Source organism: Pseudomonas sp. RIT-PI-o (genome assembly GCF_001297215.1).
Lineage (GTDB): Bacteria > Pseudomonadota > Gammaproteobacteria > Pseudomonadales > Pseudomonadaceae > Aquipseudomonas > Aquipseudomonas moraviensis_A.
In genome coordinates, this window is record NZ_LHPA01000028.1 from 233681 (window position 1) to 256853 (window position 23173).

Genomic DNA, 23173 nt, shown 5'->3' on the forward strand with positions numbered 1-23173 from the left:
CGAACACCCTGGTAGCAACGTTTTATTGTGAGTGGACCGTTCAGCCTTCGCCGAAGTTGTAGGTCATCGTACAACTTAAAAGATAACCGTCAACTGCATTTCATCGTTGGCAGCGCTTTTTTGTCCGACAAAATTGCTTTTTTACGCTTGCTGAAATCGCTGGAAGGCCCGTCCTTGAAGCCTTCGCTCGCGGAAATATCTGGTCTGGATTCGTTTAATTCCTGAGGGACCAGCGGCTCGTAAAGTACGTCGACTGCCACGAAGGATCGTGGCGGACCACTCAAAGGAAGCCTTTATGTCGATGCATTTTGCCGCCCCCACCCTCACCCACGCCGCCCCTGCGCAGGATGACTGCGTCACCGTTCAACTCTCGCAACTGCCGGACATCCTCACCGTGCAGGTGCCGGATTCCAGCGATTTCGCAGCGAACTGGAGCGTTTACGCGATCCTTGGCAGCGACGCCGAGGATCCTGAATGGGAAGGCGATGAGGTGGACACTGGCGCCTGGGACGACGCCGAGGATGAAATGGAAAAGCTGTTCGACATCGAGGTGCAACTGCCGAAAGAGGCGCTGCAACCGTATCTGAACCGCGAGGTGGAGCTGAGGTACAAATTTCGGGATGAGTCGAGTATGGAACCGTATTCGCAGGCGTTGAGGTTGCGGGTTGAGGCGTGAGGGATTGGGTGTTTGAGGAATGACCGTTGGTCGGGACTGGTATTTCTTACAGGTGCCAGGCTTTCGCGATCCATACGTTAATTAGCTTGAGCTGCCAACGGCTCGTTTCGACAACTAAAAGGATTTTGAACATGACAGATAAACGTTTCGCTATCCAGATGCTGCCAGCGCCTGTGCTGAAGGAAGCAATCAATGGCGTCCTGCACGTATCTAGCCTGGTGGACCCCGCTCACGGAATAGTACCTGCGTCTCAAGAAGCGGCCTTAGGGGACACAATTACACTGAACGTGTACGACTCTGACGGCGCCGAGCAGTGGTCACATTCCGTAGTACTGACTGAAAGCTCCGCTGGAGAGCCCGTTGAGTTTGCAATCCCGAAAGCGCTATTTGAAAAAATGCTCAATGCTGGCATGAATGCGCGCTTGCAGTACTCCAACGACAGAGCAGGCAACGTCCGGCAATCATTACCATTGGAAATCACGCTTAAAGGCTGATCCAACCTCAGCCCTGCGCCTGCGCCTCTTCATGGGCCTGGCGCAGCCTTTCGCGGCTGTTGGTCAGGTGCAGACGCATCGCCGCACGCGCGGCATCGGAGTCCTGACGGGCAATCGCGTCGTAGATTTCCTCGTGCTCGCGGCTCAGGCGGCTCATGTAATGCTGTTGATCATCGTGGGCCAGGCGCGCCGAGTTCAGCCGCGTACGCGGAATGATGCTGGTGCCCAGGTGGGTCATGATGTCGGTGAAGTAGCGGTTGCCAGTGGACAGGGCGATTTCCAGGTGGAAAGCGAAGTCCGAAGACACCGCATCGCTGGCATGCGAGGCGCTTTCGTTCAGGGCGTCGAGGGCGGCGCGCATGGTTGCCAGCTGCTCGGCACTGCGACGTTGCGCGGCGAGGCCGGCGGATTCGACTTCGAGGCTGATGCGCAATTCGAGAATCGCCAGGACGTCACGCAGAGTGACGACAGTGGCCGGGTCGATGCGGAAACCGCTCGGGCTTGGTGTGTCGAGAACGAAAGTGCCGATGCCATGGCGGGTTTCCACCTGACCGGCAGCCTGCAAACGGGAAATCGCCTCGCGCACCACGGTGCGGCTGACGCCATGGGCTTCCATGATCGCCGACTCGGTGGGCAACTTGTCGCCACGCTTGAGCAGGCCATCGCGGATCTGCTCGCTCAACACCGTCACCAGTTCCTGGGCGAGGCTGCGGCGCTTGCGGGGGAGGCGCGGGGTGTCGATCAGCTTTTCCATGATTTGTATCTTGTCTCGAAAGTTCGGCTTGCGGCCATCATAGCTCAAGCGAGTTGTACGATCACCGCCCAGATCACATACCCTTTGTAGGAGTGAGCCTGCTCGCGATAGCGTTCTATCAGCCACATCCATGTTGAATTTATCGACGCTATCGCGAGCAGGCTCACTCCTACAGGGGTTGTGTGGGCGTCAGGCAGTCACGGGTTGCTCCACCAGACGCCCGCTGTCGATCCGCACATGCCGTGGATGGAATCGTTTCAAACTGCTTCGATGGCCGACGCTGACAATGCTCAACCCCGGAATCTCATCGATCAACGCCTGATAAAGCGTCGCCTCGTCCTCTTCATCCATCGCCGAAGTGGCTTCGTCCATGTACAGCCATTGCGGTGCATAGAGAAGTGCGCGGGCGAAGGCCAGGCGTTGCTGCTCGCCCGGCGAGAGCATGCGCTGCCAGTGATTGGCCTCATCCAGACGTCCAACCAGGTGCGGCAGACGGCAGGTTTCCAGTACTTGTGCATAACGCTCTGGCGCGTAGGTGTCGCCCGGTTGTGGATAACTCAGTGCCTCACGCAATGTACCGATGGGCAGATAAGGTTTCTGTGGCAGGAACAGGTAGCGCGCCGCCGGCAAACGAATATTGCCGTGGCCCGCCGGCCACAAATGCCCCATCGCCCGCAGCAGAGTGGACTTGCCGCTGCCGGAACGGCCGCTGAGCATCACTCGCTCACCCGCCTCCACGGTCAAATCGGCGTTGGTCAGCAGGTGACGACCGTCGGCCAGATCCAGGCCGAGGCGGTGCACCTGCAATTCGCTGCCCTGATTCTGCACATCGATGGCGGGCACGCGCTCCTCGTTGTTGCTCATGGCATTGCGGAAACTCAGCAGACGATCGCAAGTGGCCCGCCACTCGGCCAGATCCTGGTAAGCGCTGATGAACCAACTGAAGTTCTCCTGCACATTGCCGAACGCCGAGTTGATTTGCATCAGCTCACCCAGCTCGATCTTGCCGCTGAAATACCGCGGCGCTGCAACGATGAACGGAAAAATGATTGCGATCTGGCCATAGCCCGAAGTGAAAAACGTCAGGCGCTTGGACACGCGCATGATGTCCCAGAAGTTATGCCAGACCAGTCCGAAGCGATTGCTCAAACGACGGTTTTCATTCGGCTCGCCGTTGTACAACGCGATGCTTTCAGCGTTTTCGCGTACCCGAACCATCGAAAAACGCAGGTCGGCTTCAAAGCGCTGCTGGTTGTTGTTCAAACCGATCAGACGTCTACCAATCAAGTGCGTCAGCCAACTGCCGACCGCCGCATAGACCAGTGCACACCAGAACATGTAGCCGGGAATCGTGAAACCGAACACCTCGATGCTCCCGGACACACCCCACAGGATGATCGAAAACGACACCAGACTGACGACCGTACGGATCAAGCCCAAGCCCAGCGCCAGCGTGTTCGCGGTGAATTTATTAAGGTCTTCGGAAATTCGCTGATCGGGGTTATCGGTGTAACCACCCTGCTCCAGCTGATAGTAATTCTTGTGTTCAAGCCAACGGGTGAAGTGCTTTTCGGTCAGCCATGCCCGCCAGCGAATGGTCAGCATCTGCGTCAGATATTGGCGATAAACCGCAGCGAGAATCGCCACAGCCGCAATACCGCAGAAGTACAGGATCAACTGCCAGAACGCCGCCTCGTCCTTTTTCTGCAGGGCGTTGTAGAAATCCTTGTACCAACTGTTCAGCCACACCGCGATCCATACGCTGAACAACGTCAGCGCGATCACGGCAATCAGCAATGTCCAGGCCTTGCCCTTCTCTTCGCTGCGCCAGTACGGCGTGGTCATCGCCCAGACCTTGCGAAAAAACTGCCCGCGCACAGCATCGTTGACCGCGGAATATTCAGCGTTCTGATTCATGGATAAGGCTCGATAGAAAAAACAACAGACACGCGCCGATCATAGATGATCGGCGCGATTTATCGCGAGGGCAGGCGATAGTCGTTCAGCGCAGGTTCAGCGACGCACCGGACGCTTCTGCAATTTGCGCTGCAGGGTGCGGCGGTGCATGCCCAGCGCTCGCGCCGTGGCGGAGATGTTGCCTTCGTGCTCGGTGAGCACGCGCTGGATGTGCTCCCATTGCAGACGGTCGACCGACATCGGGTTTTCCGGCACCAGACTGTCGAGGTCGGCGTGCTCGGACAGCAGCGCGGCCAGTACGTCGTCGGCATCGGCGGGTTTGCACAGATAGTTGCAGGCGCCGCGCTTGATCGCCTCGACCGCGGTGGCAATGCTCGAATAACCGGTGAGGATCACCACGCGCATTTCCGGGTCCAGCTCCAGCAGTTTGGGCAGCAGCACCAGGCCGGAGTCGCCGTCCATTTTCAGGTCCAGCGCGGCGTAATCAGGCAGATCGGCCTGGGCGATGGTCAGGCCTTCTTCAGCGGAACCGGCGGTGCTGACGCGAAAGCCGCGGCGGGCCATGGCACGGGCCATGACGCGGGTGAAGGTCGCGTCGTCGTCGACCAGCAGCAGATGCGGCAGTTCTTCGCCTTCGACTTGGATTTCGTCACTCATGTTGGTCTCCTCGGGCGCCGTGGGGCAGGCGCAGCTCGGTGAGCGTGCCGCCTTCCTCATGACTATAGAGTTTCACTGAGCCGCCGGCGCGTGTCACGCTGGCCTTGCTCAAAAACAGGCCCAGGCCGAAACCTTTGCCCTTGGTGGTAAAAAACGGTTTGCCGATCTGCTCGGCAATGGCCAGCGGCACACCGGCGCCGTGGTCGCGAATGCTGATGGTCAACGTTTCCGCATCCCAATCCAGCGTCACCTGGAGATTTTCCGGGCAGGCGTCAGCAGCGTTGTTCAGCAAATTAAGCAGCGCCTGAGTCAGATCCGGCGGCGGCGCCATGCGCGGCACCGTGCCCTGGCCGAGACGCTGGAAGCGATAACTGGCCTCCGGGCGCATCAGGTGCCAGCGGTTCAGCGCCTCGTCGAGCCAATCGGTGACGTCCTGCATTTCTACTGCCAGACGCCGGTTGGCCTCAGCGGCGCGGACCAGTTGCTGCAAGGTTTCCTTGCACAGCTTGACCTGATCCTGCAGCACTTTCAGATCGTCCTGCAGCAGTGCATCGGGGTGATCCTGCTGCATTTCCTTGAGCAACACGCTCATGGTCGCCAGCGGGGTGCCCAGCTCATGCGCCGCACCGGCAGCCTGGGTCGCAACGGCCAGCAACTGCTGATCGCGCAGACCTTCTTCGCGACGAATCGCACGCAACTCTTCCTGCCGGCGCAGCTCTTCAGCCATGCGCGCGGCGAAGAATGTGATAACCGCAGCGGCGAGGGCGAAGCTCAGCCACATGCCGTAGATCTGCAGATTCTCACGGGCGACCGGCAAGGTTTCCAGCGGGTAGAAACGCGTCAGCATCACCGTGTACAGCGCCAGTGCGATGCCGGACAGAATCACCGAATAACGCCACGGCAACGTCACCGCCGCGATGGTCAGCGGCACCAGATAATAGGAAACGAACGGGTTGGTCGAGCCGCCGGAGAAATACAGCAGCGCACTGTGAATCACCAGATCGCAGGCCAGTTGCAGCGCATATTCAAGCTCGGTCACCGGCCACGACGTACGCAGGCGCACAGCCGTGAACACGCAGAGCAGAATCGAACAGCCAAGGGTCATCGCCAGCTGCACCCACGGCAATGGCAACAATTGCAGCCAGTACGCCAGGCCCACGGACCCGGCCTGCGCGGCCAGCACCAGGGTGCGGATGAAAGTCAGCCGCCAGAGGTTCTGGCGAGTGGCGGAAGTCAGTTGTACGGGGGCGAGCATGAGCTCTCCTGATGAGCGCTCCAGGCGGATCGCACGGAGTATAACCAAGGCGCGGGGTTCAGAGGCGAAAGTGCGGCAAACGACCACATGGCGCTGCCCGTAAATTCAAACGAGGCGATTTTTTGTTGCGGCATATCACCTGTGGCGAGGGAGCTTGCTCCCGCTGGCCTGCGAAGCAGGCCCGAACCCGGCTACCATGATCTTTCTGAAACAGCGCTGCTGCTGATTTTACGACTGCTGCGCAGCCGAGCGGGAGCAAGCTCCCTCGCCACAAAGGCACTGCCGCCCCACCAGGCCGATCTGTATCGAAGTTGTAACTGGGCGAACCGGATCATAGAAGTTAGAGTCTGATGGTTCACGCAGGCCGAGACCCAACACCTGCGCCTCATTCAAGGAGCCTTCATGCACACATTTCGCCGCAGCGCCGCCCTCCTCGCCCTGACAGTCGGCAGCGTCGCCAGCCTTCCGGCGCTGGCCGCCGATGAGCTGCACTACAACCAGATTTCCCTGCGCGCCGAAGTCAGCCAGGAAGTCGCCCGCGACCAGATGATCGTGACGCTCTACACCGAAGAGCAGAACACCGACCCGGCCAAACTCGCCGCCGCCATCAGCACCACCATGAACAAGGCCACCGCCCAGGCCAAACAGGTCAAAGACATCACCCTGCGCACCGGCAGCCGCAACAGCTACCCGATCTACGACACCAAGGGCCAGAAAATCACCGGCTGGCGCGAACGCGCCGAACTGCGCCTGGAAAGCACCGACTTCGCCGCCCTGTCCAAACTCACCGGCGAACTGCTGACCGACCTGAAAATGGGCGGCATGGACTTCGCCATCGCCGACCCGACCCGCAAGGCCAGTGAAGACCAATTGCTCAAAGAAGCCGTCACCGCCTTCAAGAATCGCGCGCAACTGGCCACCGACGCTCTGGGCGGCAAGGGCTACAAAATCGTCAACCTGAACCTCAACAGCAACGGTTACCCACAACCGTACCTGCGCGCGCCGATGATGATGAAAGCCGCGGCCATGGATTCGGCACCGGTGACGCCGGAAGTTGAAGCGGGCACCAGCCAGGTCAGCATGACGGCTGATGGCGCGATTGAAGTGTTGATGCAGTGATTTGAGCTTGGCTCAATGAAGGACCGCCGATCGGTGAATGATCGGCGTTTTTTTTATGCCCGGGATTTGTGGTGAATGTTCCACCGCCTTCGCGAGCAGGCTCGCTCCCACAGGTTGAACGCATTTGGATGTGGGAGCGAGCCTGCTCGCGAAGAACGATGACGCGGTCTCAAGCGTGCGGATCCACCCGATCCAGCGCCCGATTCACCGCCAGCTCCGCCAGCATGATGATCTGCTGAATCGCCAGCGCCGTATTGCGCTGCGGACGGCCGAGCTGATCGGCGAAATCGCTGGCCAGCGTGTTGGCTGACGCGAGGGATTCACAGGCGTGGGCGAGCAGGCTTTCAGTATCGATGTCGGGCTGGATCAGAAACATCGTGCTGGGTGGATGGGGTTTGCTGGGTGCCGGGCAGAGATAGAAATCGAGGGCACGCTTGATGGCTTCGCGGTTTTTTGCGAGATCGTCGGCGCGCAGCGCGGCTTCGAGGGGGGTTGGGGTTTCTTCGGGTGGGTCGGGGACTGGCTTGGTCATACGCTTCACCTATGAGGTTGAGCCATCTCGATGCCGTTTCTCACACGGCGAAGAGGGGGCAGCTTTGTGCGGGGTGAGAAACCCGGTCATAGGCGCCCGGCCGGACATACGTCCGCCCGCACAGAGCCGCCATAACGCACTTTGCAGGCAGCAGACTTGCTGGCGGCAATTATGCGGATCTGGGCACTGAATGACTATGAATGTCGGGTTCTCACACCCGATCGCTGAACAACCAGCGACGCCCCAGACTAGAGAGCGGACGTCCGACGGACAACCTGAAAACCTTGTGGGAAGGTTCTGGTTATTTGGCAGCGGATTTAAACAGCCAAAAGCAAACCCTCACCCTAACCCTCTCCCAGAGGGAGAGGGGACTGACCGAGGTGTTTGGCAGACCTGCGCCGACGTGGAATACCGAGCTGAATGCAAATATGCAGAAGATCAAAAGCCCCTCACCCTAGCCCTCTCCCAGAGGGAGAGGGGACTGACCGAGGTGATTGCGAGAGCTACGCCGACGTGAGGTACCGAGTCGAATGCAGGTTTTGAACACCACCCAAATCGGCCCCCTCTCCCTCGGGAGAGGGCTGGGGTGAGGGGCAGCAACAACACAAATCAAAAGCCGGCCCCCCACGCTTTTCACCACTCAATAGGCCGAGTGTCAGCTCGCCTGCTCTTGATCTTGATCCACGGGCGACGTCGGAAGGCTGATCGGAGGGATTGATCCGGGGGTGGGAGCGCAGCGACCGTCTGGCGCAGCCAGACACAGCGGAAGGAGGTGCAGCGAAGCAAACCGGAGCCGCTGCGCCCGGATTGATCCCGGAGCGAAGGAACCCCGAACCCCAGCGAGTGGGACGAACGTAGGAGCTAGCGTTTTTTGCTTACTTTTTTTGGCGCTTGTAAAAAAGTAAGTCGCCGTCAGGCGAAACCGCCAGCCGCAGCACCCGAAGCAACGGATATGCACTCAAAACACAGCCACATATACCGAGATAGACACTCCCACGAGAAAAACGATATTTCCGGACGCCCCCGAATCCCCGCTAATCTCAATCCACCACCACCGCCAATTCCCCGGGGACTCCATGCCAAGATCCACCCTCAAACCGCTCTTGATCTCCCTGGCCCTTGCCGCCACCGCACCGATCGCCAACGCCGCCACAACCCTCGTCTACTGCTCCGAAGCCAGCCCCGCCGGCTTCGACCCGAGCCAATACACCAGTGGCACCGACTTCGACGCCTCCGCCGAAACCGTCTTCAACCGCCTCACCCAATTTCAGCGCGGCGGCACCGACATCGAACCCGGCCTGGCGACCAAATGGGACGTCTCCAGCGACGGCCTGCACTACACCTTCCATCTGCGCGGAGGGGTGAAATTCCACACCACCGACTACTTCACCCCGACCCGCGACTTCAACGCCGACGACGTCCTGTTCACCTTCCAGCGCCTGCTCGATCCGGACAACGCTTTCCGCAAGGCCTACCCCGCCGAATCCCCCTACTTTACCGACATGGGCCTGAACACCACGATCCAATCGGTGGAAAAACTCGACGACAACACCGTGCGCTTCAACCTCAACAACGTTGATGCAGCCTTCGTACAGAACCTCGCCATGAGCTTCGCCTCGGTACAATCGGCCGAATACGCCGCACAACTGTTGAAGGACGGCAAAGCCGCCGACCTCAACCAGAAACCGGTCGGCACCGGTCCGTTCGTGTTCAAGCGCTATCAGAAGGATTCACAGATCCGCTACGCCGCGAACAAGGCCTACTGGAAACCCGAAGACGTGAAAATCGACAACCTGATTTTCTCGATCACACCCGATGCCGCCGTGCGCCTGCAGAAGCTCAGGGCCGGTGAATGCCAGGTCAGCGGTTACCCGCGCCCGGCCGATATCGAGGTGATGGGAAAAGACCCGAACCTGCGCGTGCTCAAACAGGCCGGCTTCAACCTTGGCTTCCTCGCCTACAACACCACCCACCCGCCGCTTGATCAGCTCAAGGTCCGTCAGGCGCTGGACATGGCGATCGACAAACCGGCGATCATCAAGGCGGTTTACCAGGGCGCCGGCCAGCTGGCGCAGAACGCTTTGCCACCCGCGCAATGGTCGTTCGATCCGAACATAAAAGACGCGCCTTACGACCCGGTAAAAGCCAAGGCGCTACTCAAGGAAGCCGGGGTTGCACCCGGTACAACCATCAACCTGTGGGCGATGACAGTGCAGCGCGCCTCGAACCCGAATGCGCGGATGTCGGCGCAGATGATCCAACAGGACTGGGACAGGATCGGCATCAAGGCCAACATCGTCAGCTATGAATGGGGCGAGTACATCAAGCGCGCCAAGAATGGCGAACATGACGCCATGATCTACGGCTGGACCGGCGACAACGGCGACCCGGACAATTGGCTCGGCGTGCTTTACAGCTGCGCGGCCGTCAAAGGCAGCAACTATGCGAAATGGTGCGATCCCGCCTACGACAAACTGGTGCAGCAGGCCAAAGTGGCCACGGATAAAGCGCAACGGGTAAAACTGTATCAACAGGCGCAACTGATCCTTAAACAGCAAGTGCCGATCACGCCGATCGCCAACTCCACGGTCTTCCAGCCGTTGCGCAAAGAGGTCACTGACTTCCGTATCAGTCCTTTCGGTCTAACCCCTTTTTATGGCGTGGGTATAAATAAGTAACACCCAGCCCCAAGGCGGCGCGCAGAAGATGACTGCTGCACCGTTTTGGGGCTCGGTTTGCACCTCAAAAACCACCCGCAAACGGTCAAATGCGTCAAAAGTTACACGGATGCGACATTAAGGTACGTACGTGCCACCGTTTAACGCCGCCGACCGCTCTGGATCTTGCATTGGGTATGGGCCCTGCATAAGTATCCGCAGGCACGACTCACGAGGTCGTACCTCACTACTAAAAAATGACAACAAATCATGAGGCCAACATGCTTAAACACGCGGTCATTCCGTTTCTAGTCGGCGCAGGCTTGTTAGCCTCCGCACCTTTCGCCACCGCTGCGACTAACCTGGTGTTCTGCTCCGAAGGGAGCCCGGCCGGTTTTGATCCAGGCCAGTACACCACCGGAACCGACTTCGACGCCTCAGCCGAAACCATGTTCAACCGCCTGACCCAGTTCGAGCGCGGCGGCACCGCCGTGATTCCTGGTCTGGCGACCAAGTGGGACATTTCCGACGATGGCCTGACTTACACCTTCCACCTGCGCGAAGGCGTCAAGTTCCACACCACCCCGTATTTCAAGCCGACCCGTGAATTCAACGCCGACGACGTGCTGTTTACGTTCAACCGCATGATCAACAAGGACGACCCGTTCCGTAAGGCGTACCCGACCGAATTCCCGTACTTCACCGACATGGGGATGGACACCAACATCACCAAGATCGACAAAGTCGACGACCACACCGTCAAGTTCACGCTGAAAGAAGTCGACGCCGCGTTCATCCAGAACCTGGCCATGAGCTTCGCTTCGGTACAGTCCGCCGAATATGCCGCCCAGTTGCTCAAGGATGGCAAAGCCGCCGACATCAACCAGAAGCCGATCGGCACTGGCCCGTTCGTGTTCAAGAGCTACCAGAAAGACTCGAACATCCGTTACACCGGCAACAAGGATTACTGGAAGCCTGAAGACGTGAAGATCGACAACCTGATCTTCGCCATCACCACCGACCCGTCGGTGCGTATCCAGAAGCTGAAAAAGAACGAGTGCCAGGTCACCCTGTTCCCGCGTCCGGCCGATCTGAAAGCGCTGAAAGAAGACAAGTCGCTGAAGATGCCGGATCAGGCCGGCTTCAACCTGGGCTACATCGCCTACAACGTGATGGACAAGGTCAAGGGCAGCAACGAGGCCAACCCGCTGGCTGACCTGCGCGTGCGCCAGGCGCTGGACATGGCCGTGAACAAGCCGCAGATCATCGATTCGGTTTACCAGGGCGCTGGCCAGCTGGCCGTCAACGCCATGCCGCCGACCCAGTGGTCCTACGACACCACCATCAAAGACACCAAGTACGATCCTGAGAAAGCCAAGCAGCTGCTCAAGGAAGCCGGCGTCAAGGAAGGTACCGAAATCGTTCTGTGGGCGATGCCGGTGCAGCGTCCGTACAACCCGAACGCCAAACTGATGGCTGAGATGCTCCAGTCCGACTGGGCCAAGATCGGCTTGAAAGTGAAGATCACCAGCTACGAATGGGGCGAGTACATCAAGCGTTCCAAAGGTGGCGAGAACCAGGCCATGATCATTGGCTGGAGCGGTGACAATGGTGATCCGGACAACTGGCTCAACGTGCTGTTTGGCTGCGACTCGCTGAGCGGCAACAACTTCTCCAAGTGGTGCGACAAGAAGTTCGACGGCCTGGTGAAAGAAGCCAAACGTACCACCGACCAGGGCAAGCGCACCGAGCTGTACAAACAGGCGCAACACGTCCTCAAAGATGCAGTTCCAATGACACCTATCGCTCACTCGACGGTGTATCAACCCATGCGCGCCAACGTGCAGGATTTCAAGATCAGCCCATTTGGCCTGAATTCCTTCTACGGCGTCAGCGTCAGCAAGTAAGACATTGCAGCGGCGGCGTTTCTGACGTCGCCGTTGCTTTATCTACCGGGAAAAAAGGAAAAGGCCTACACCCAAATCCGCCGCAGATGATTGCTTCGGTATAGGCGCGTCGACTTTTCCTACGAGCATTAAGGCAATTACGTATTTACTGCCAGCAGCACGGTGCCTACCGTCGCGTACTGACCAGTGTCTGCGTGGGCCACCGGTTTTGCCGTACGTATTGGATTGAGCTCAATGCGGCCAAAAAGTCCCGGGATCGGGCCGAGGCGCATTGCACAACACTAAAAAAGAGGGAGCGTCATGCGCCATACCTTGGTTTTTTCCGCACTGTTGGGCGCCGGCCTGTTGGCCGCCACGTCTGCAAGCTACGCCGCCAGCGACAGCCTGGTGTTTTGCTCGGAAGGCAGTCCGGCGGGTTTCGATACCGCGCAATACACGACGGCCACCGACAACGACGCCGCCGAGCCGCTGTACAACCGTCTGGTCGAGTTCGAAAAGGGCGCGACCAACGTCGTACCGGGTCTGGCGACCCAATGGGACATTTCCGAAGATGGCCTGAAATACACCTTTCACCTGCGTGAAGGCGTGAAATTTCATACAACCCCTTACTTCAAGCCGAGCCGCGATTTCAACGCCGACGACGTGTTGTTCACGTTCAATCGCATGCTCGACGCGCAACAGCCGTTCCGTAAGGCCTACCCCACCGAGTTTCCGTACTTCAACGGGATGAGCCTGAACAAGAACATCGCCAAGGTCGAAAAGACCGGGCCGCTGACCGTGGAGTTCACGCTCAACAGCGTCGACGCCGCGTTCATCCAGAACATCGCCATGAGTTTCGCCTCGATTCTGTCCGCCGAATACGCCGACAAGTTGCTGGCCGACGGCAAGCCGAGCGACATCAACCAGAAGCCGATCGGCACCGGGCCGTTCGTGTTCAAGAGCTACCAGAAAGACTCGAACATCCGCTACACCGGCAACCCGCAGTACTGGGATCCGAGCCGGGTCAAACTGAAGAACCTGATTTTCGCGATCAACACCGACGCCTCGGTACGCGTGCAGAAACTCAAGGCCAACGAGTGCCAGATCACCCTGCACCCGCGCCCTGCCGACGTTGAAGCGCTGAAAACCGATCCGAAGCTGCAACTGATTACCAAGCCTGGCTTCAACCTCGGCTACATCGCTTACAACGTGCGCCACAAGCCTTTCGATCAATTGGAAGTACGTCAGGCGCTGGACATGGCGGTGAATAAACAGGGGATTCTCAACGCTGTTTATCAGGGCGCCGGCCAACTGGCCGTCAACGCCATGCCGCCTACCCAGTGGTCCTACGACGACACCATCAAAGACGCTGCCTACAACCCGGAAAAAGCCAAAGAGCTGCTCAAGGCTGCCGGTGTGAAAGAAGGCACCGAGATCACCCTGTGGGCGATGCCGGTGCAGCGCCCGTACAACCCGAACGCCAAACTGATGGCCGAAATGCTCCAGTCCGACTGGGCCAAGATCGGTCTGAAAGTGAAGATCGTCAGCTACGAATGGGGCGAGTACATCAAGCGCACCAAGAATGGTGAGCATGACATCAGCCTGATCGGCTGGACCGGTGACAATGGGGATCCGGACAACTGGCTGGGCACGCTGTACAGCTGCGACGCGATCGGTGGCAACAACTACTCCATGTGGTGCGATCCGGCGTACGACAAGCTGATCAAACAGGCCAAAGTCGTCACCGATCGTGACCAGCGCACCGAGCTTTATAAACAGGCCCAGCAATTGCTTAAACAGCAAGTGCCGATCACGCCTGTCGCCCACTCGACGGTCAACCAGCCGTTAAGCACCAGGGTCGAAGGGTTCAAAGTCAGCCCGTTCGGCCGCAATGTGTTCTCGGGTGTCAGTATCGATTAAACCCACCGATTAGCCGCAATGCTGAGGGGAGCCGTCTACTCCCCTCACGCAAGCGCTTTGCCGAAATTCGCCAATCCGGCCTTTTGCAAACGTTTGCGATGTGTGAACGAGTTCTAAACCAATAACCGGCATACCAAAAAAAGCCGGGATAAAAAGAAAGTAAAGGAGCTTCACCCATGAAACTGAGCAGCACCGCGATACTGGCCTTGGCCATCAGCAGCATCACCGCCACGGCTTATGCGGAAACCCAGAGCCAGGCGTTTACCCCGGTTACCGTCAACGAGAAGAGCGCCCAGGCCGAAGCCACCGGCTTCCTCGAAGGGCAATCGATCAGCGGTTCGACCCGTAACTGGTACGCCAACGAACAACTCAAGCGTGGCGGCAAGTTCGCTTACCGCAAGAACGGCCAGTCGACCGAAACCGATCGCCGGATCAACTGGGTGCAAGGCACGATCATCAAGTACAACTCGGGCTTCACCGAAGGTACTGTCGGCTTCAGCACCGAAGTGGCTGCATACAACGCAATCGCCCTTGAGCGCGACCGCGAGAACCTCGCCGCGAACAACGGCGGCGCGCCGGGCACCCGCCCAGGCGCGGGCAACAACCGTACCCTGACCCGTGAAGGCGGTGACGCGGTAGGCCAGTGGAGCAAGCTGGGCCTAGCCAACGTCAAGGCGCGCATCTCCAACACCACCCTGACCGCCGGCCGCATGAACTTCAGCAGCCCGCAAGTCGATGTGATCGGTAACCGTCCGCTGCCATCGAGCTTCGAAGGTATCGCGATCCACAGCGAAGAGCTGAACAACCTGGCGTTCGACGTCGCCACCTTCGACCGCGTTTCGCCACGTACCGAAGAAAGCCTGAGCAAATTCCGCTCGGAATACGGTGACATCAACGCCGAAGCCGATCACGTCAACACCGCCGGTATCTCTTACCAGCCGTTCGCCAGCCTGACCACCAGCCTGTGGGGCACCCAGGCCGAAGACCTGTGGAACCAATACTACTTCGGCGCCACCCACGTGCTGGGCGATAGCTCGGTGCTGAGCCTGACCACCGGCCTGAACTACTACAAGACCGTCGACGAAGGCAAAAAACTGCTGGGGGACATCGATAACGACACCTACTCGCTGTCGTTCGGCCTGACGCATCAGGCGCACACCGTGACCTTCTCCTATCAGGAAGTGAACGGTAACGAGTACTTCGACTACCTGCACGAAACCAACGGTATCTACCTGGCCAACTCCCTGCTCTCGGACTTCAACGGCCCGAACGAGAAATCCTTCCAGGTTTCCTACGGCATCAACATGGCCGAATACGGCGTGCCGGGCCTGAAATTCAACATCTACCAGGCACGCGGCTGGGGCATCGACGGCACTCACTACAAGGGTGGCGGCTACGATGGCGTGCAGGCGATGGACGGCGAACACCACTATGAATACGGCGTCGGTGCAGCCTATGCAGTACAAAGCGGCCCGCTCAAAGCCACGACGATTCGCGGCACCTACACCGCGCACCGTGCCAGCGAAAACCAGGCTGACGGCAGCATCAACGAGTTCCGTCTCGTGACCACCATCCCGTTCAACATTCTGTAAAAACGCAACCGGCGGCTGACTCATGATGAGTCGGCCGTTCGGTTTTCTGTCTTCAACCGATTGCAGAGGGTTATCGATGAAAATGCTTCCCCTACGTGCGGCCATCGCGGCTGCGTTGCTGAGCGTCGCTGTCGGCGCCTCGGCCAAACCCTTGGTGGTCTGCACCGAAGCCAGCCCGGAAGGCTTCGATATGGTCCAGTACACAACTGCAGTCACGGCGGACGCTGTGGCCGAAACCATCTTCAACCGGCTCGCCGATTTCAAGCCCGGCACCACTGAAGTGATCCCGGCACTTGCCGAGTCCTGGGACATCAGTGAAGACGGCCTGAGCTACACGTTCCACCTGCGCAAAGGCGTCAAGTTTCACACCACCGAATATTTCAAGCCGACCCGTGACATGAATGCCGACGACGTGGTCTGGAGCTTCCAGCGCCAGCTGGACCCGAATCACCCGTGGCACAAACTGTCGAGCGTGGGCTTCCCGTACTTTGAGAGCATGGGCTTCAAGGAACTGCTGAAAAGCGTCGAGAAAATCGACGACAACACGGTCAAGTTCACCCTGACCCGCCGCGAAGCGCCGTTCCTCGCCGACCTCGCCATGGCGTTCTCATCGATCTACCCGGCCGAATACGCCGACCAGTTGCTCAAGGCCAACAAGGCCGGCGACCTCAACAACAAGCCGATCGGCACCGGCCCGTTCATCTTCCAGCGCTACGCCAAGGATGCCCAGGTACGCTTCAAGGCCAACCCGGATTATTTCCGTGGCAAGCCACCGGCCGACGCGTTGATCCTGGCGATCGCCACCGACAACAACGTGCGTCTGCAGAAGCTCAAGGCCAACGAATGTCAGGTCGCCCTGTATCCGAAACCGGATGACATCCCGAGCATCAAGAAAGACAGCAACCTGAAAGTCGACGAGCTCGACGCGATGACCGTTTCGTACGTCGCGATGAACACTCAGCACAAGTACATGAGCGATGTGCGTGTGCGCAAAGCCATCGACATCGCGTTCGACAAGGAAGCCTACGTCAACGCGCTGTTCGGCAAGGGCAACGCGTCGGTGGCGGTCAACCCGTACCCGCCGACCCTGCTCGGCTACAACCATGACCTGAAGAACCCGCCACGCGACCTCGATGCAGCGCGCAAGCTGCTCAAGGAAGCCGGGGTTCCGGAAGGCACCACGTTTACCCTGTTCACCCGTAACGGCGGCGGTCCGACCAACCCCAATCCGATGCTCGGCGCACAAATGATGCAGGCTGACCTGGCGAAAGTCGGGATCAAGATCGACATCCGCGTCATGGAATGGGGCGAGATGCTCAAGCGCGCCAAGGCCGGCGAGCATGACATGGTCTCGGCCGGATGGGCGGGCGACAACGGCGACCCGGATAACTTCCTGACGCCTATGCTCAGTTGCGAGGCCGCCAAGAACGGCGAAAACTACGCACGCTGGTGCAACGAAAAATTCCAGGCACTGCTGGATGAAGCACGGGCTAAAGTAGATCCGGCCGAACGCGCCGCGCTCTACGAACAGGCTCAAGTGCTGTTTAATCAGGACCAGCCATGGATCAGCATGGCCCATACTCGGATGTTCACTGCAATGCGCAAAAATGTAGAGGGCTACCACATCAGCCCTCTCACCACTAATAACTTCGCCACCACCCAGGTGAAGTAGATAAGAAACGCCCGGCGTCCCTGACCTGAGGGACGCCGGACACGCCTAACCGGCTGATGAGGTACCACACAAGATGTTTAGTTTTATTGCCCGCCGACTGGGGTTGTTGATCCCCACGTTTTTCGGCATCACCTTGCTGACTTTCGCGTTGATTCGCATGATTCCGGGCGACCCCGTGGAAGTGATGATGGGCGAACGTCGGGTCGACCCCGAAATGCACGCTCAGGCAATGGAACGCCTGGGGCTGAACAAGCCGCTGTATGCCCAGTATCTGGACTACATCGGCAAACTGGCCCAGGGCGATCTCGGTGAGTCGTTGCGTACCCGTGAAAGTGTGTGGACCGAGTTCACCTCTCTTTTCCCGGCGACCCTGGAACTGTCCATGGCCGCCCTGCTGTTCGCTGGCATCCTCGGGCTCTTGGCCGGGGTGATCGCGGCACTCAAACGAGGATCGCTGTTCGACCACGGGGTGATGGGCATCTCCCTCGCGGGCTACTCGATGCCGATCTTCTGGTGGGGCCTGATCCTCATCATGTTCTTCTCGGTGAGCCTGGGCTGGACCCCGGTTTCGGGGCGCATCGACCTGCTGTATGACATCGAGCCGAAAACCGGCTTCATGCTGATCGACACGCTGCTGGCCGATGACGTCGGCGCGTTCTTCGACGCCCTGCATCACCTGATCCTGCCAGCCATCGTACTCGGCACCATTCCGCTGGCGGTAATCGCGCGGATGACCCGTTCGTCGATGCTCGAAGTGCTGCGCGAAGACTACATCCGCACCGCCAAGGCCAAAGGCCTGTCGCCGTCGCGCGTGGTGTTCGTGCATGGTCTGCGCAACGCTCTGATTCCGGTGCTGACCGTGGTCGGCCTGCAAGTCGGCACGTTGCTGGCCGGTGCGGTCCTGACCGAAACCATTTTCTCCTGGCCCGGCATCGGCAAATGGCTGATCGAAGCCATCGGCGCCCGGGACTATCCGGTGGTGCAAAACGGCATCCTGTTAATCGCCTGCCTGGTGATTCTGGTCAACTTCGTGGTGGATATCCTCTACGGCTTTGCCAACCCACGCATCCGTCATCAGCGCTGAGGTCCATACCATGAGCACTCCAACATCCTCAGTAGCCACCGCCACGTCCGCCGTGGATCAAAGCCTGCTGTACCCATCGCCGTACAAAGAATTCTGGCAAGCGTTCTCGAAAAACAAGGGCGCGGTTGCCGGCCTGCTGTTCATGCTGCTGATCATCTTCTGCGCGATTTTCGCGCCGTGGGTCGCGCCGCATAACCCGAGCGAGCAATACCGTGACTTCCTGCTGACGCCGCCGGCGTGGCTCGAAGGCGGGCAGATGCAGTTCCTGCTCGGCACCGACGAACTTGGCCGTGACCTGCTGTCGCGTCTGATCCAGGGCTCGCGCCTGTCGCTGCTGATCGGTTTGTCGTCGGTGGTGATGTCGCTGATTCCGGGGATCCTGCTGGGTCTGTTCGCCGGTTTCTTCCCGAAAGTGCTCGGCCCGACCATCATGCGTCTGATGGACATCATGCTGGCCCTGCCGTCGCTGCTGCTGGCTGTGGCGATCGTCGCCATCCTCGGCCCTGGCCTGATCAACACCGTGATCGCGATTGCCGTGGTTTCCCTGCCGTCCTACGTGCGTCTGACCCGTGCTGCCGTGATGGGCGAATTGAACCGCGACTACGTCACCGCCGCGCGTCTGGCCGGTGCCGGTCTGCCGCGTCTGATGTTCATCACCGTGCTGCCCAACTGCATGGCGCCGCTGATCGTGCAGGCGACCCTGAGCTTCTCCTCGGCAATTCTCGATGCCGCCGCACTGGGCTTCCTCGGTCTCGGCGTACAACCGCCAACCCCTGAGTGGGGCACCATGCTGGCCTCGGCCCGCGACTACATCGAACGCGCCTGGTGGGTGGTAAGTCTGCCTGGTCTGACCATTTTGCTCAGCGTGCTGGCAATCAACTTGATGGGCGACGGCCTGCGCGATGCGCTGGACCCGAAACTCAAGAACGCCGCCTGAGGAGATTCAAATGTCACTGCTAGAAATCAAGAATCTCAACGTCCGCTTCGGCGACAAGACCGCTACGCCGGTGGTCGACGGCCTCGACCTGAAAGTCGACAAAGGCGAAGTACTGGCCATCGTTGGCGAGTCGGGTTCGGGTAAATCCGTGACCATGATGGCGCTGATGGGTCTGATCGAGCATCCCGGCATCGTCACCGCCGACTCACTCAGCTTCGACGGCAAGGACATGCTCAAACTGAGCAATCGTCAGCGTCGGCAGATCGTTGGCAAAGACCTGTCGATGGTTTTCCAGGACCCGATGACCGCGCTGAACCCGAGCTACACCGTCGGTTTCCAGATCGAAGAAGTGCTGCGCCTGCACCTGAAAATGTCCGGCAAGCAAGCGCGCAAGCGTGCCATCGAACTGCTGGAAAAAGTTGAAATCCCGGGCGCGGCCAGCCGTATGGACGCCTACCCGCATCAACTGTCTGGCGGTATGAGCCAGCGTGTTGCGATCGCCATGGCGATCGCCGGCGAGCCGAAACTGCTGATCGCCGACGAACCGACCACGGCCCTCGACGTGACGATTCAGGCGCAGATCATGGATCTGCTGCTGGCGTTGCAGAAGGAGCAGAACATGGGCCTGGTGCTGATCACCCACGACCTCGCCGTCGTTGCCGAAACCGCTCAGCGTGTCTGCGTGATGTACGCCGGCCAGGCCGTTGAAGTCGGCCAGGTGCCGCAACTGTTCGACATTCCGGCGCACCCGTACAGCGAAGCATTGCTCAAGGCAATTCCCGAGCACAGCCTCGGCGCCTCGCGTCTGTCGACCCTGCCGGGCATCGTCCCGGGCCGCTACGACCGTCCGCAGGGTTGCCTGCTGTCGCCGCGCTGCCCGTACGTGCAGGACAACTGCCGCACCCAGCGTCCGGGCCTCGATCCGAAAGCCAACAGCCTCGCCCGCTGCTTCTACCCGCTGAACCAGGAGGTGGCGTAATGGCCGTCGTACTTACCGCCCGCGACCTGACCCGTCACTATGAAGTCTCCCGTGGCCTGTTCAAAGGCCACGCCACCGTACGCGCGCTCAACGGCGTGTCGTTCGAACTGGAAGCCGGCAAGACCCTCGCCGTGGTGGGTGAATCGGGATGCGGCAAATCCACCCTCGCCCGCGCCCTGACGCTGATTGAAGAGCCATCGTCGGGCTCGCTGCAGATCGCCGGCCAGGAAGTCGCCGGCGCCGACAAGGCCGAGCGCAAGCAACTGCGCAAAGACGTGCAGATGGTGTTCCAGAGCCCGTATGCGTCGTTGAACCCACGGCAGAAAATCGGTGATCAACTGGCCGAACCGCTGCTGATCAACACCAAACTGTCGGCCGCTGAGCGTCGCGAGAAAGTCCAGGCGATGATGAAGCAGGTCGGCTTGCGTCCCGAGCATTACCAGCGCTATCCGCACATGTTCTCCGGTGGTCAGCGTCAGCGTATCGCCCTCGCCCGGGCCATGATGCTGCAGCCGAAAGTGCTGGTGGCGGACGAACCGACTTCGGCGCTGGACGTGTCGATTCAGGCCCAGGTGCTCAACTTGTTCATGGACCTGCAGCAGGAGTTCAACACCGCCTACGTTTTCATCTCGCACAACCTCGCGGTGGTGCAGCACGTGGCCGATGATGTGATGGTGATGTATCTGGGTCGCCCGGTTGAACTGGGTCCGAAGAACGATATCTACGAGCGCCCGCTGCACCCGTACACCCAGGCGCTGCTGTCGGCGACCCCGACCATTCACCCGGATCCGCACAAGCCGAAAATCAAGATCGTCGGCGAACTGCCCAACCCGCTGAACCCGCCACCGGGCTGCGCGTTCCACAAGCGCTGCCCGTACGCGACCGAGCGTTGCAGCACGGAAGAACCGCTGTTGCGTGAACTGGATAACCGGCAGGTGGCTTGCCACTACGCCGAACAGTTCCTCGACGGCGCGGCGTAAGCCACAGCAAAACCTGTAGGAGCTGACGAGTGCAACGAGGCTGCGATCTTTTGATTTTCAGAATCAAGATCAAAAGATCGCAGCGTTCCGCAGCTCCTACAGGGGATTTGCGTCGAACCAGAGTTAACCAAACCCCTTCCACCTCGATTGCGCATCAATCGAGGCAGAAGGGGTTTTTCTTTGCCGGGTGATTCATGTCTGGCTATCGCCTTCGTCATCCGGGTCATCGGTGTCCGGCTCGTCCGTGGTCGAGTCGTCATCATCGGCGCTGCCGCCCTGATTCATATCCCCCGGCTCCGCCTCGGACTTGGCGAGCATCAGCCCGCTATGCCCGACCTGGCCGTTGAACGCCTGTGAATCGTGATCCTCGCACTCGGCCCAGGCCGTTGCAGTGCCGAGGGACAGCATCACCATCACTTTCAACAACATCAAAATCCGTAGCAATCTGCTTTTCATGGCCGACTCCATCCTGTTGCGCTAAGACATGCTTGCCGGGCTGGCTTCGTGTGAAATCTAGTCGCGATCCGCCCGGCTCACCACTTAGGACGCGGCGACGCGGAAAGAAATGCCCTAGAGTCACAGATTGCTTTCGAATAACAGTAATAACCGATGCAGCTAAGCGGCTCGCGTGGCCTGCCAAGTCAGGGGAATGGAGAACAGCACCAGCAGCGCACTCATCAGCCACACGCTGTGCCCGCCAAACTGGCCGTAGAGCTGACCGCTGAGCACCGGCGACAATAGCGCGCTGGCACTCCAGCTCATAAAGAACAAGCCGAAGTACTGACCGCTTTTGCCGCTCTGCGCAAACTGCATCGCCAGTACATTCAACGGCGGCATGAACAAGGCCTCGCCCAAGGTCCATATCAGTGTCGACAGACAGACAAAAGCCAACCCGGAACCGAACGGCAACATGCCCAGCCCACAGGCCAACAGCACGCTGCCGACAAGCATCTGCCAACGTGAGCCCCAGCGTTCGACCGAGTGCGACAGCGGGATCTGCAGCGCGATCACCAACAGCGCATTGAGCCCGAACTGCCAACCGATCGCCTCTGTGCTCAGGTGGTAGTAGTCACGCAGATAATTGCCCAGCGTGCTGTAGACCGTGTCGAACGCAATACCGAGCACGGCCGTCGCCGCCAGCAGCCAGAGGAACGGCTTGTCGCGAAGCGGCACGTTCGAGCCATCGGCGGATTCGTCTTCAAGCACCAGCACCGGCCGCCGCCACGTCGTGCGCACGAACCACAGCAGCGCCAGCATGGTCATCGCCGCACTGCCGAAAAAAACCCAACGAAAATCCGCCCGCGCCACCACCCCCCCCCCCACCCCCGCAGCCGCCATGCCCAGATTGCGCGCCACCCGACTCAATGCTTGCGCCCGCGAGCGCTGCGCAACTTCGCAATATTCCATGATCAGCCGCTGGTGCAACGTGCGAATCGCCCCGTCGATGACTCCGCTGAGCAGCAACAAACCGGCCAGCCACGGCACCTGCGTCACCAGCCCCAACAGCACCAGCACCCACACCGAAACGAAAAACAGCGCCGCCGTCAGCCGCGCCGTGCGCACGTGATCACTGAGCCAACCGCCAAGCATCGAACCAACCAACAACCCCGCGCCATACGCCGAGAGCAACCAGCCGACGGTTTCAATCGCCAACCCCAGTTCCTGACGCAGGTACAACGCCATGAACAGCTTGACCATGGCGCTGAGGCGATTGATGAACAAAAGCGCTGCGAGGACCCAGGCCATGGGGGCGAAATAGCCGTTGGGGTGCAACAGATGAGTCAGTCCTTTGAGCATGTAACGTCCGCTGTGGGCGAGGGTTCGCTGAACAGTAGACGGGTTGGATTGGAATGTCGTGGGGGTGGGGTCAGGCAAAGTAAAAGCAGAGTAGGGCTACGACGCTGAAGGAAAATGCCTTACAGAGAAATCACCTGACCTGGATGCAACTCCGTTTTTCACGCGGCGCTGAAGATCAAAAGCCCCTCACCCTAGCCCTCTCCCGGAGGGAGAGGGGACTGACCGAGGCGTATGGGCGAGGTACGCCGACGTGCGATACCGCGTC

20 protein-coding genes are annotated in these 23173 nt (G+C 59.6%); 12 read left to right on the top strand and 8 right to left on the bottom strand.

The window, feature by feature from the left end:
- Positions 1-89: 89 nt before the first annotated feature.
- Positions 90-260, bottom strand: a complete 171-nt coding sequence (locus AEQ63_RS28675) for a hypothetical protein (RefSeq protein ID WP_161806095.1) — start codon at positions 258-260, stop codon at positions 90-92.
- Between the two features lie 35 nt (positions 261-295).
- Here AEQ63_RS28675 and AEQ63_RS19830 point away from each other — a divergent pair, with 35 nt between their 5' ends.
- Complete coding sequence (locus AEQ63_RS19830) at positions 296-676, top strand: hypothetical protein (RefSeq protein WP_064364475.1); 381 nt, start codon at positions 296-298, stop codon at positions 674-676.
- A 131-nt stretch (positions 677-807) separates the two neighbouring features.
- Positions 808-1170 (top strand): hypothetical protein, encoded by a 363-nt coding sequence (locus AEQ63_RS19835; RefSeq protein ID WP_064364476.1) that lies wholly within the window; start codon positions 808-810, stop codon positions 1168-1170.
- A 7-nt stretch (positions 1171-1177) separates the two neighbouring features.
- Here the strand turns inward: AEQ63_RS19835 and AEQ63_RS19840 are convergent, their stop codons facing one another.
- The 4 genes from AEQ63_RS19840 to AEQ63_RS19855 form a co-directional block, all read right to left on the bottom strand.
- On the bottom strand, positions 1178-1924 hold the full coding sequence (locus AEQ63_RS19840; RefSeq protein ID WP_042608783.1) for a FadR/GntR family transcriptional regulator: 747 nt from the start codon (positions 1922-1924) through the stop codon (positions 1178-1180).
- Between the two features lie 189 nt (positions 1925-2113).
- Positions 2114-3841: an ABC transporter ATP-binding protein/permease gene (locus AEQ63_RS19845; RefSeq protein WP_042608784.1), complete on the bottom strand. Its 1728-nt coding sequence runs from the start codon at positions 3839-3841 to the stop codon at positions 2114-2116.
- A gap of 96 nt (positions 3842-3937) precedes the next feature.
- A complete protein-coding gene (locus AEQ63_RS19850) occupies positions 3938-4498 on the bottom strand; it encodes a response regulator transcription factor (RefSeq protein ID WP_003221630.1) in 561 nt (186 codons plus the stop codon).
- On the bottom strand, positions 4491-5753 hold the full coding sequence (locus AEQ63_RS19855) for an ATP-binding protein (RefSeq protein WP_042608786.1): 1263 nt from the start codon (positions 5751-5753) through the stop codon (positions 4491-4493). The genes AEQ63_RS19850 and AEQ63_RS19855 overlap by 8 nt, the downstream gene beginning before the upstream one ends.
- A gap of 402 nt (positions 5754-6155) precedes the next feature.
- On the opposite strand from AEQ63_RS19855, the gene AEQ63_RS19860 reads away from it, so the two are divergent.
- Complete coding sequence (locus tag AEQ63_RS19860) at positions 6156-6872, top strand: SIMPL domain-containing protein (protein ID WP_064364477.1); 717 nt, start codon at positions 6156-6158, stop codon at positions 6870-6872.
- Positions 6873-7041: 169 nt separating this feature from the next.
- Here the strand turns inward: AEQ63_RS19860 and AEQ63_RS19865 are convergent, their stop codons facing one another.
- On the bottom strand, positions 7042-7404 hold the full coding sequence (locus AEQ63_RS19865; RefSeq protein WP_042608788.1) for a DUF6124 family protein: 363 nt from the start codon (positions 7402-7404) through the stop codon (positions 7042-7044).
- Between the two features lie 1076 nt (positions 7405-8480).
- On the opposite strand from AEQ63_RS19865, the gene AEQ63_RS19870 reads away from it, so the two are divergent.
- The 9 genes from AEQ63_RS19870 to AEQ63_RS19910 all read left to right on the top strand — a co-directional run bounded on the left by AEQ63_RS19870 (position 8481) and on the right by AEQ63_RS19910 (position 21111).
- Positions 8481-10082, top strand: a complete 1602-nt coding sequence (locus AEQ63_RS19870; protein WP_064364478.1) for an ABC transporter substrate-binding protein — start codon at positions 8481-8483, stop codon at positions 10080-10082.
- Between the two features lie 260 nt (positions 10083-10342).
- A complete protein-coding gene (locus AEQ63_RS19875; protein ID WP_042608790.1) occupies positions 10343-11968 on the top strand; it encodes an ABC transporter substrate-binding protein in 1626 nt (541 codons plus the stop codon).
- Positions 11969-12268: 300 nt separating this feature from the next.
- Positions 12269-13867, top strand: coding sequence for an ABC transporter substrate-binding protein (locus AEQ63_RS19880; protein WP_064364479.1), 1599 nt, complete (start codon positions 12269-12271; stop codon positions 13865-13867).
- A gap of 176 nt (positions 13868-14043) precedes the next feature.
- Positions 14044-15459 carry an OprD family porin gene (locus AEQ63_RS19885; protein ID WP_042608792.1) on the top strand — a complete coding sequence of 472 codons (1416 nt, stop codon included), beginning with the start codon at positions 14044-14046 and terminating at the stop codon, positions 15457-15459.
- A gap of 76 nt (positions 15460-15535) precedes the next feature.
- Positions 15536-17131 carry an ABC transporter substrate-binding protein gene (locus AEQ63_RS19890; protein WP_042608793.1) on the top strand — a complete coding sequence of 532 codons (1596 nt, stop codon included), beginning with the start codon at positions 15536-15538 and terminating at the stop codon, positions 17129-17131.
- A 73-nt stretch (positions 17132-17204) separates the two neighbouring features.
- A complete protein-coding gene (locus tag AEQ63_RS19895; protein ID WP_016771720.1) occupies positions 17205-18215 on the top strand; it encodes an ABC transporter permease subunit in 1011 nt (336 codons plus the stop codon).
- A gap of 10 nt (positions 18216-18225) precedes the next feature.
- Positions 18226-19152, top strand: coding sequence for an ABC transporter permease subunit (locus AEQ63_RS19900; RefSeq protein WP_064364480.1), 927 nt, complete (start codon positions 18226-18228; stop codon positions 19150-19152).
- Positions 19153-19162: 10 nt separating this feature from the next.
- Positions 19163-20131, top strand: coding sequence for an ABC transporter ATP-binding protein (locus AEQ63_RS19905; RefSeq protein WP_016771722.1), 969 nt, complete (start codon positions 19163-19165; stop codon positions 20129-20131).
- Complete coding sequence (locus AEQ63_RS19910) at positions 20131-21111, top strand: peptide ABC transporter ATP-binding protein (RefSeq protein WP_064364481.1); 981 nt, start codon at positions 20131-20133, stop codon at positions 21109-21111. The genes AEQ63_RS19905 and AEQ63_RS19910 overlap by 1 nt, the downstream gene beginning before the upstream one ends.
- 192 nt (positions 21112-21303) lie before the next feature.
- Here the strand turns inward: AEQ63_RS19910 and AEQ63_RS19915 are convergent, their stop codons facing one another.
- Complete coding sequence (locus AEQ63_RS19915) at positions 21304-21567, bottom strand: hypothetical protein (protein ID WP_042608795.1); 264 nt, start codon at positions 21565-21567, stop codon at positions 21304-21306.
- A gap of 159 nt (positions 21568-21726) precedes the next feature.
- Positions 21727-22908 (bottom strand): MFS transporter, encoded by a 1182-nt coding sequence (locus tag AEQ63_RS19920; RefSeq protein WP_064364482.1) that lies wholly within the window; start codon positions 22906-22908, stop codon positions 21727-21729.
- Positions 22909-23173 lie beyond the last annotated feature (265 nt).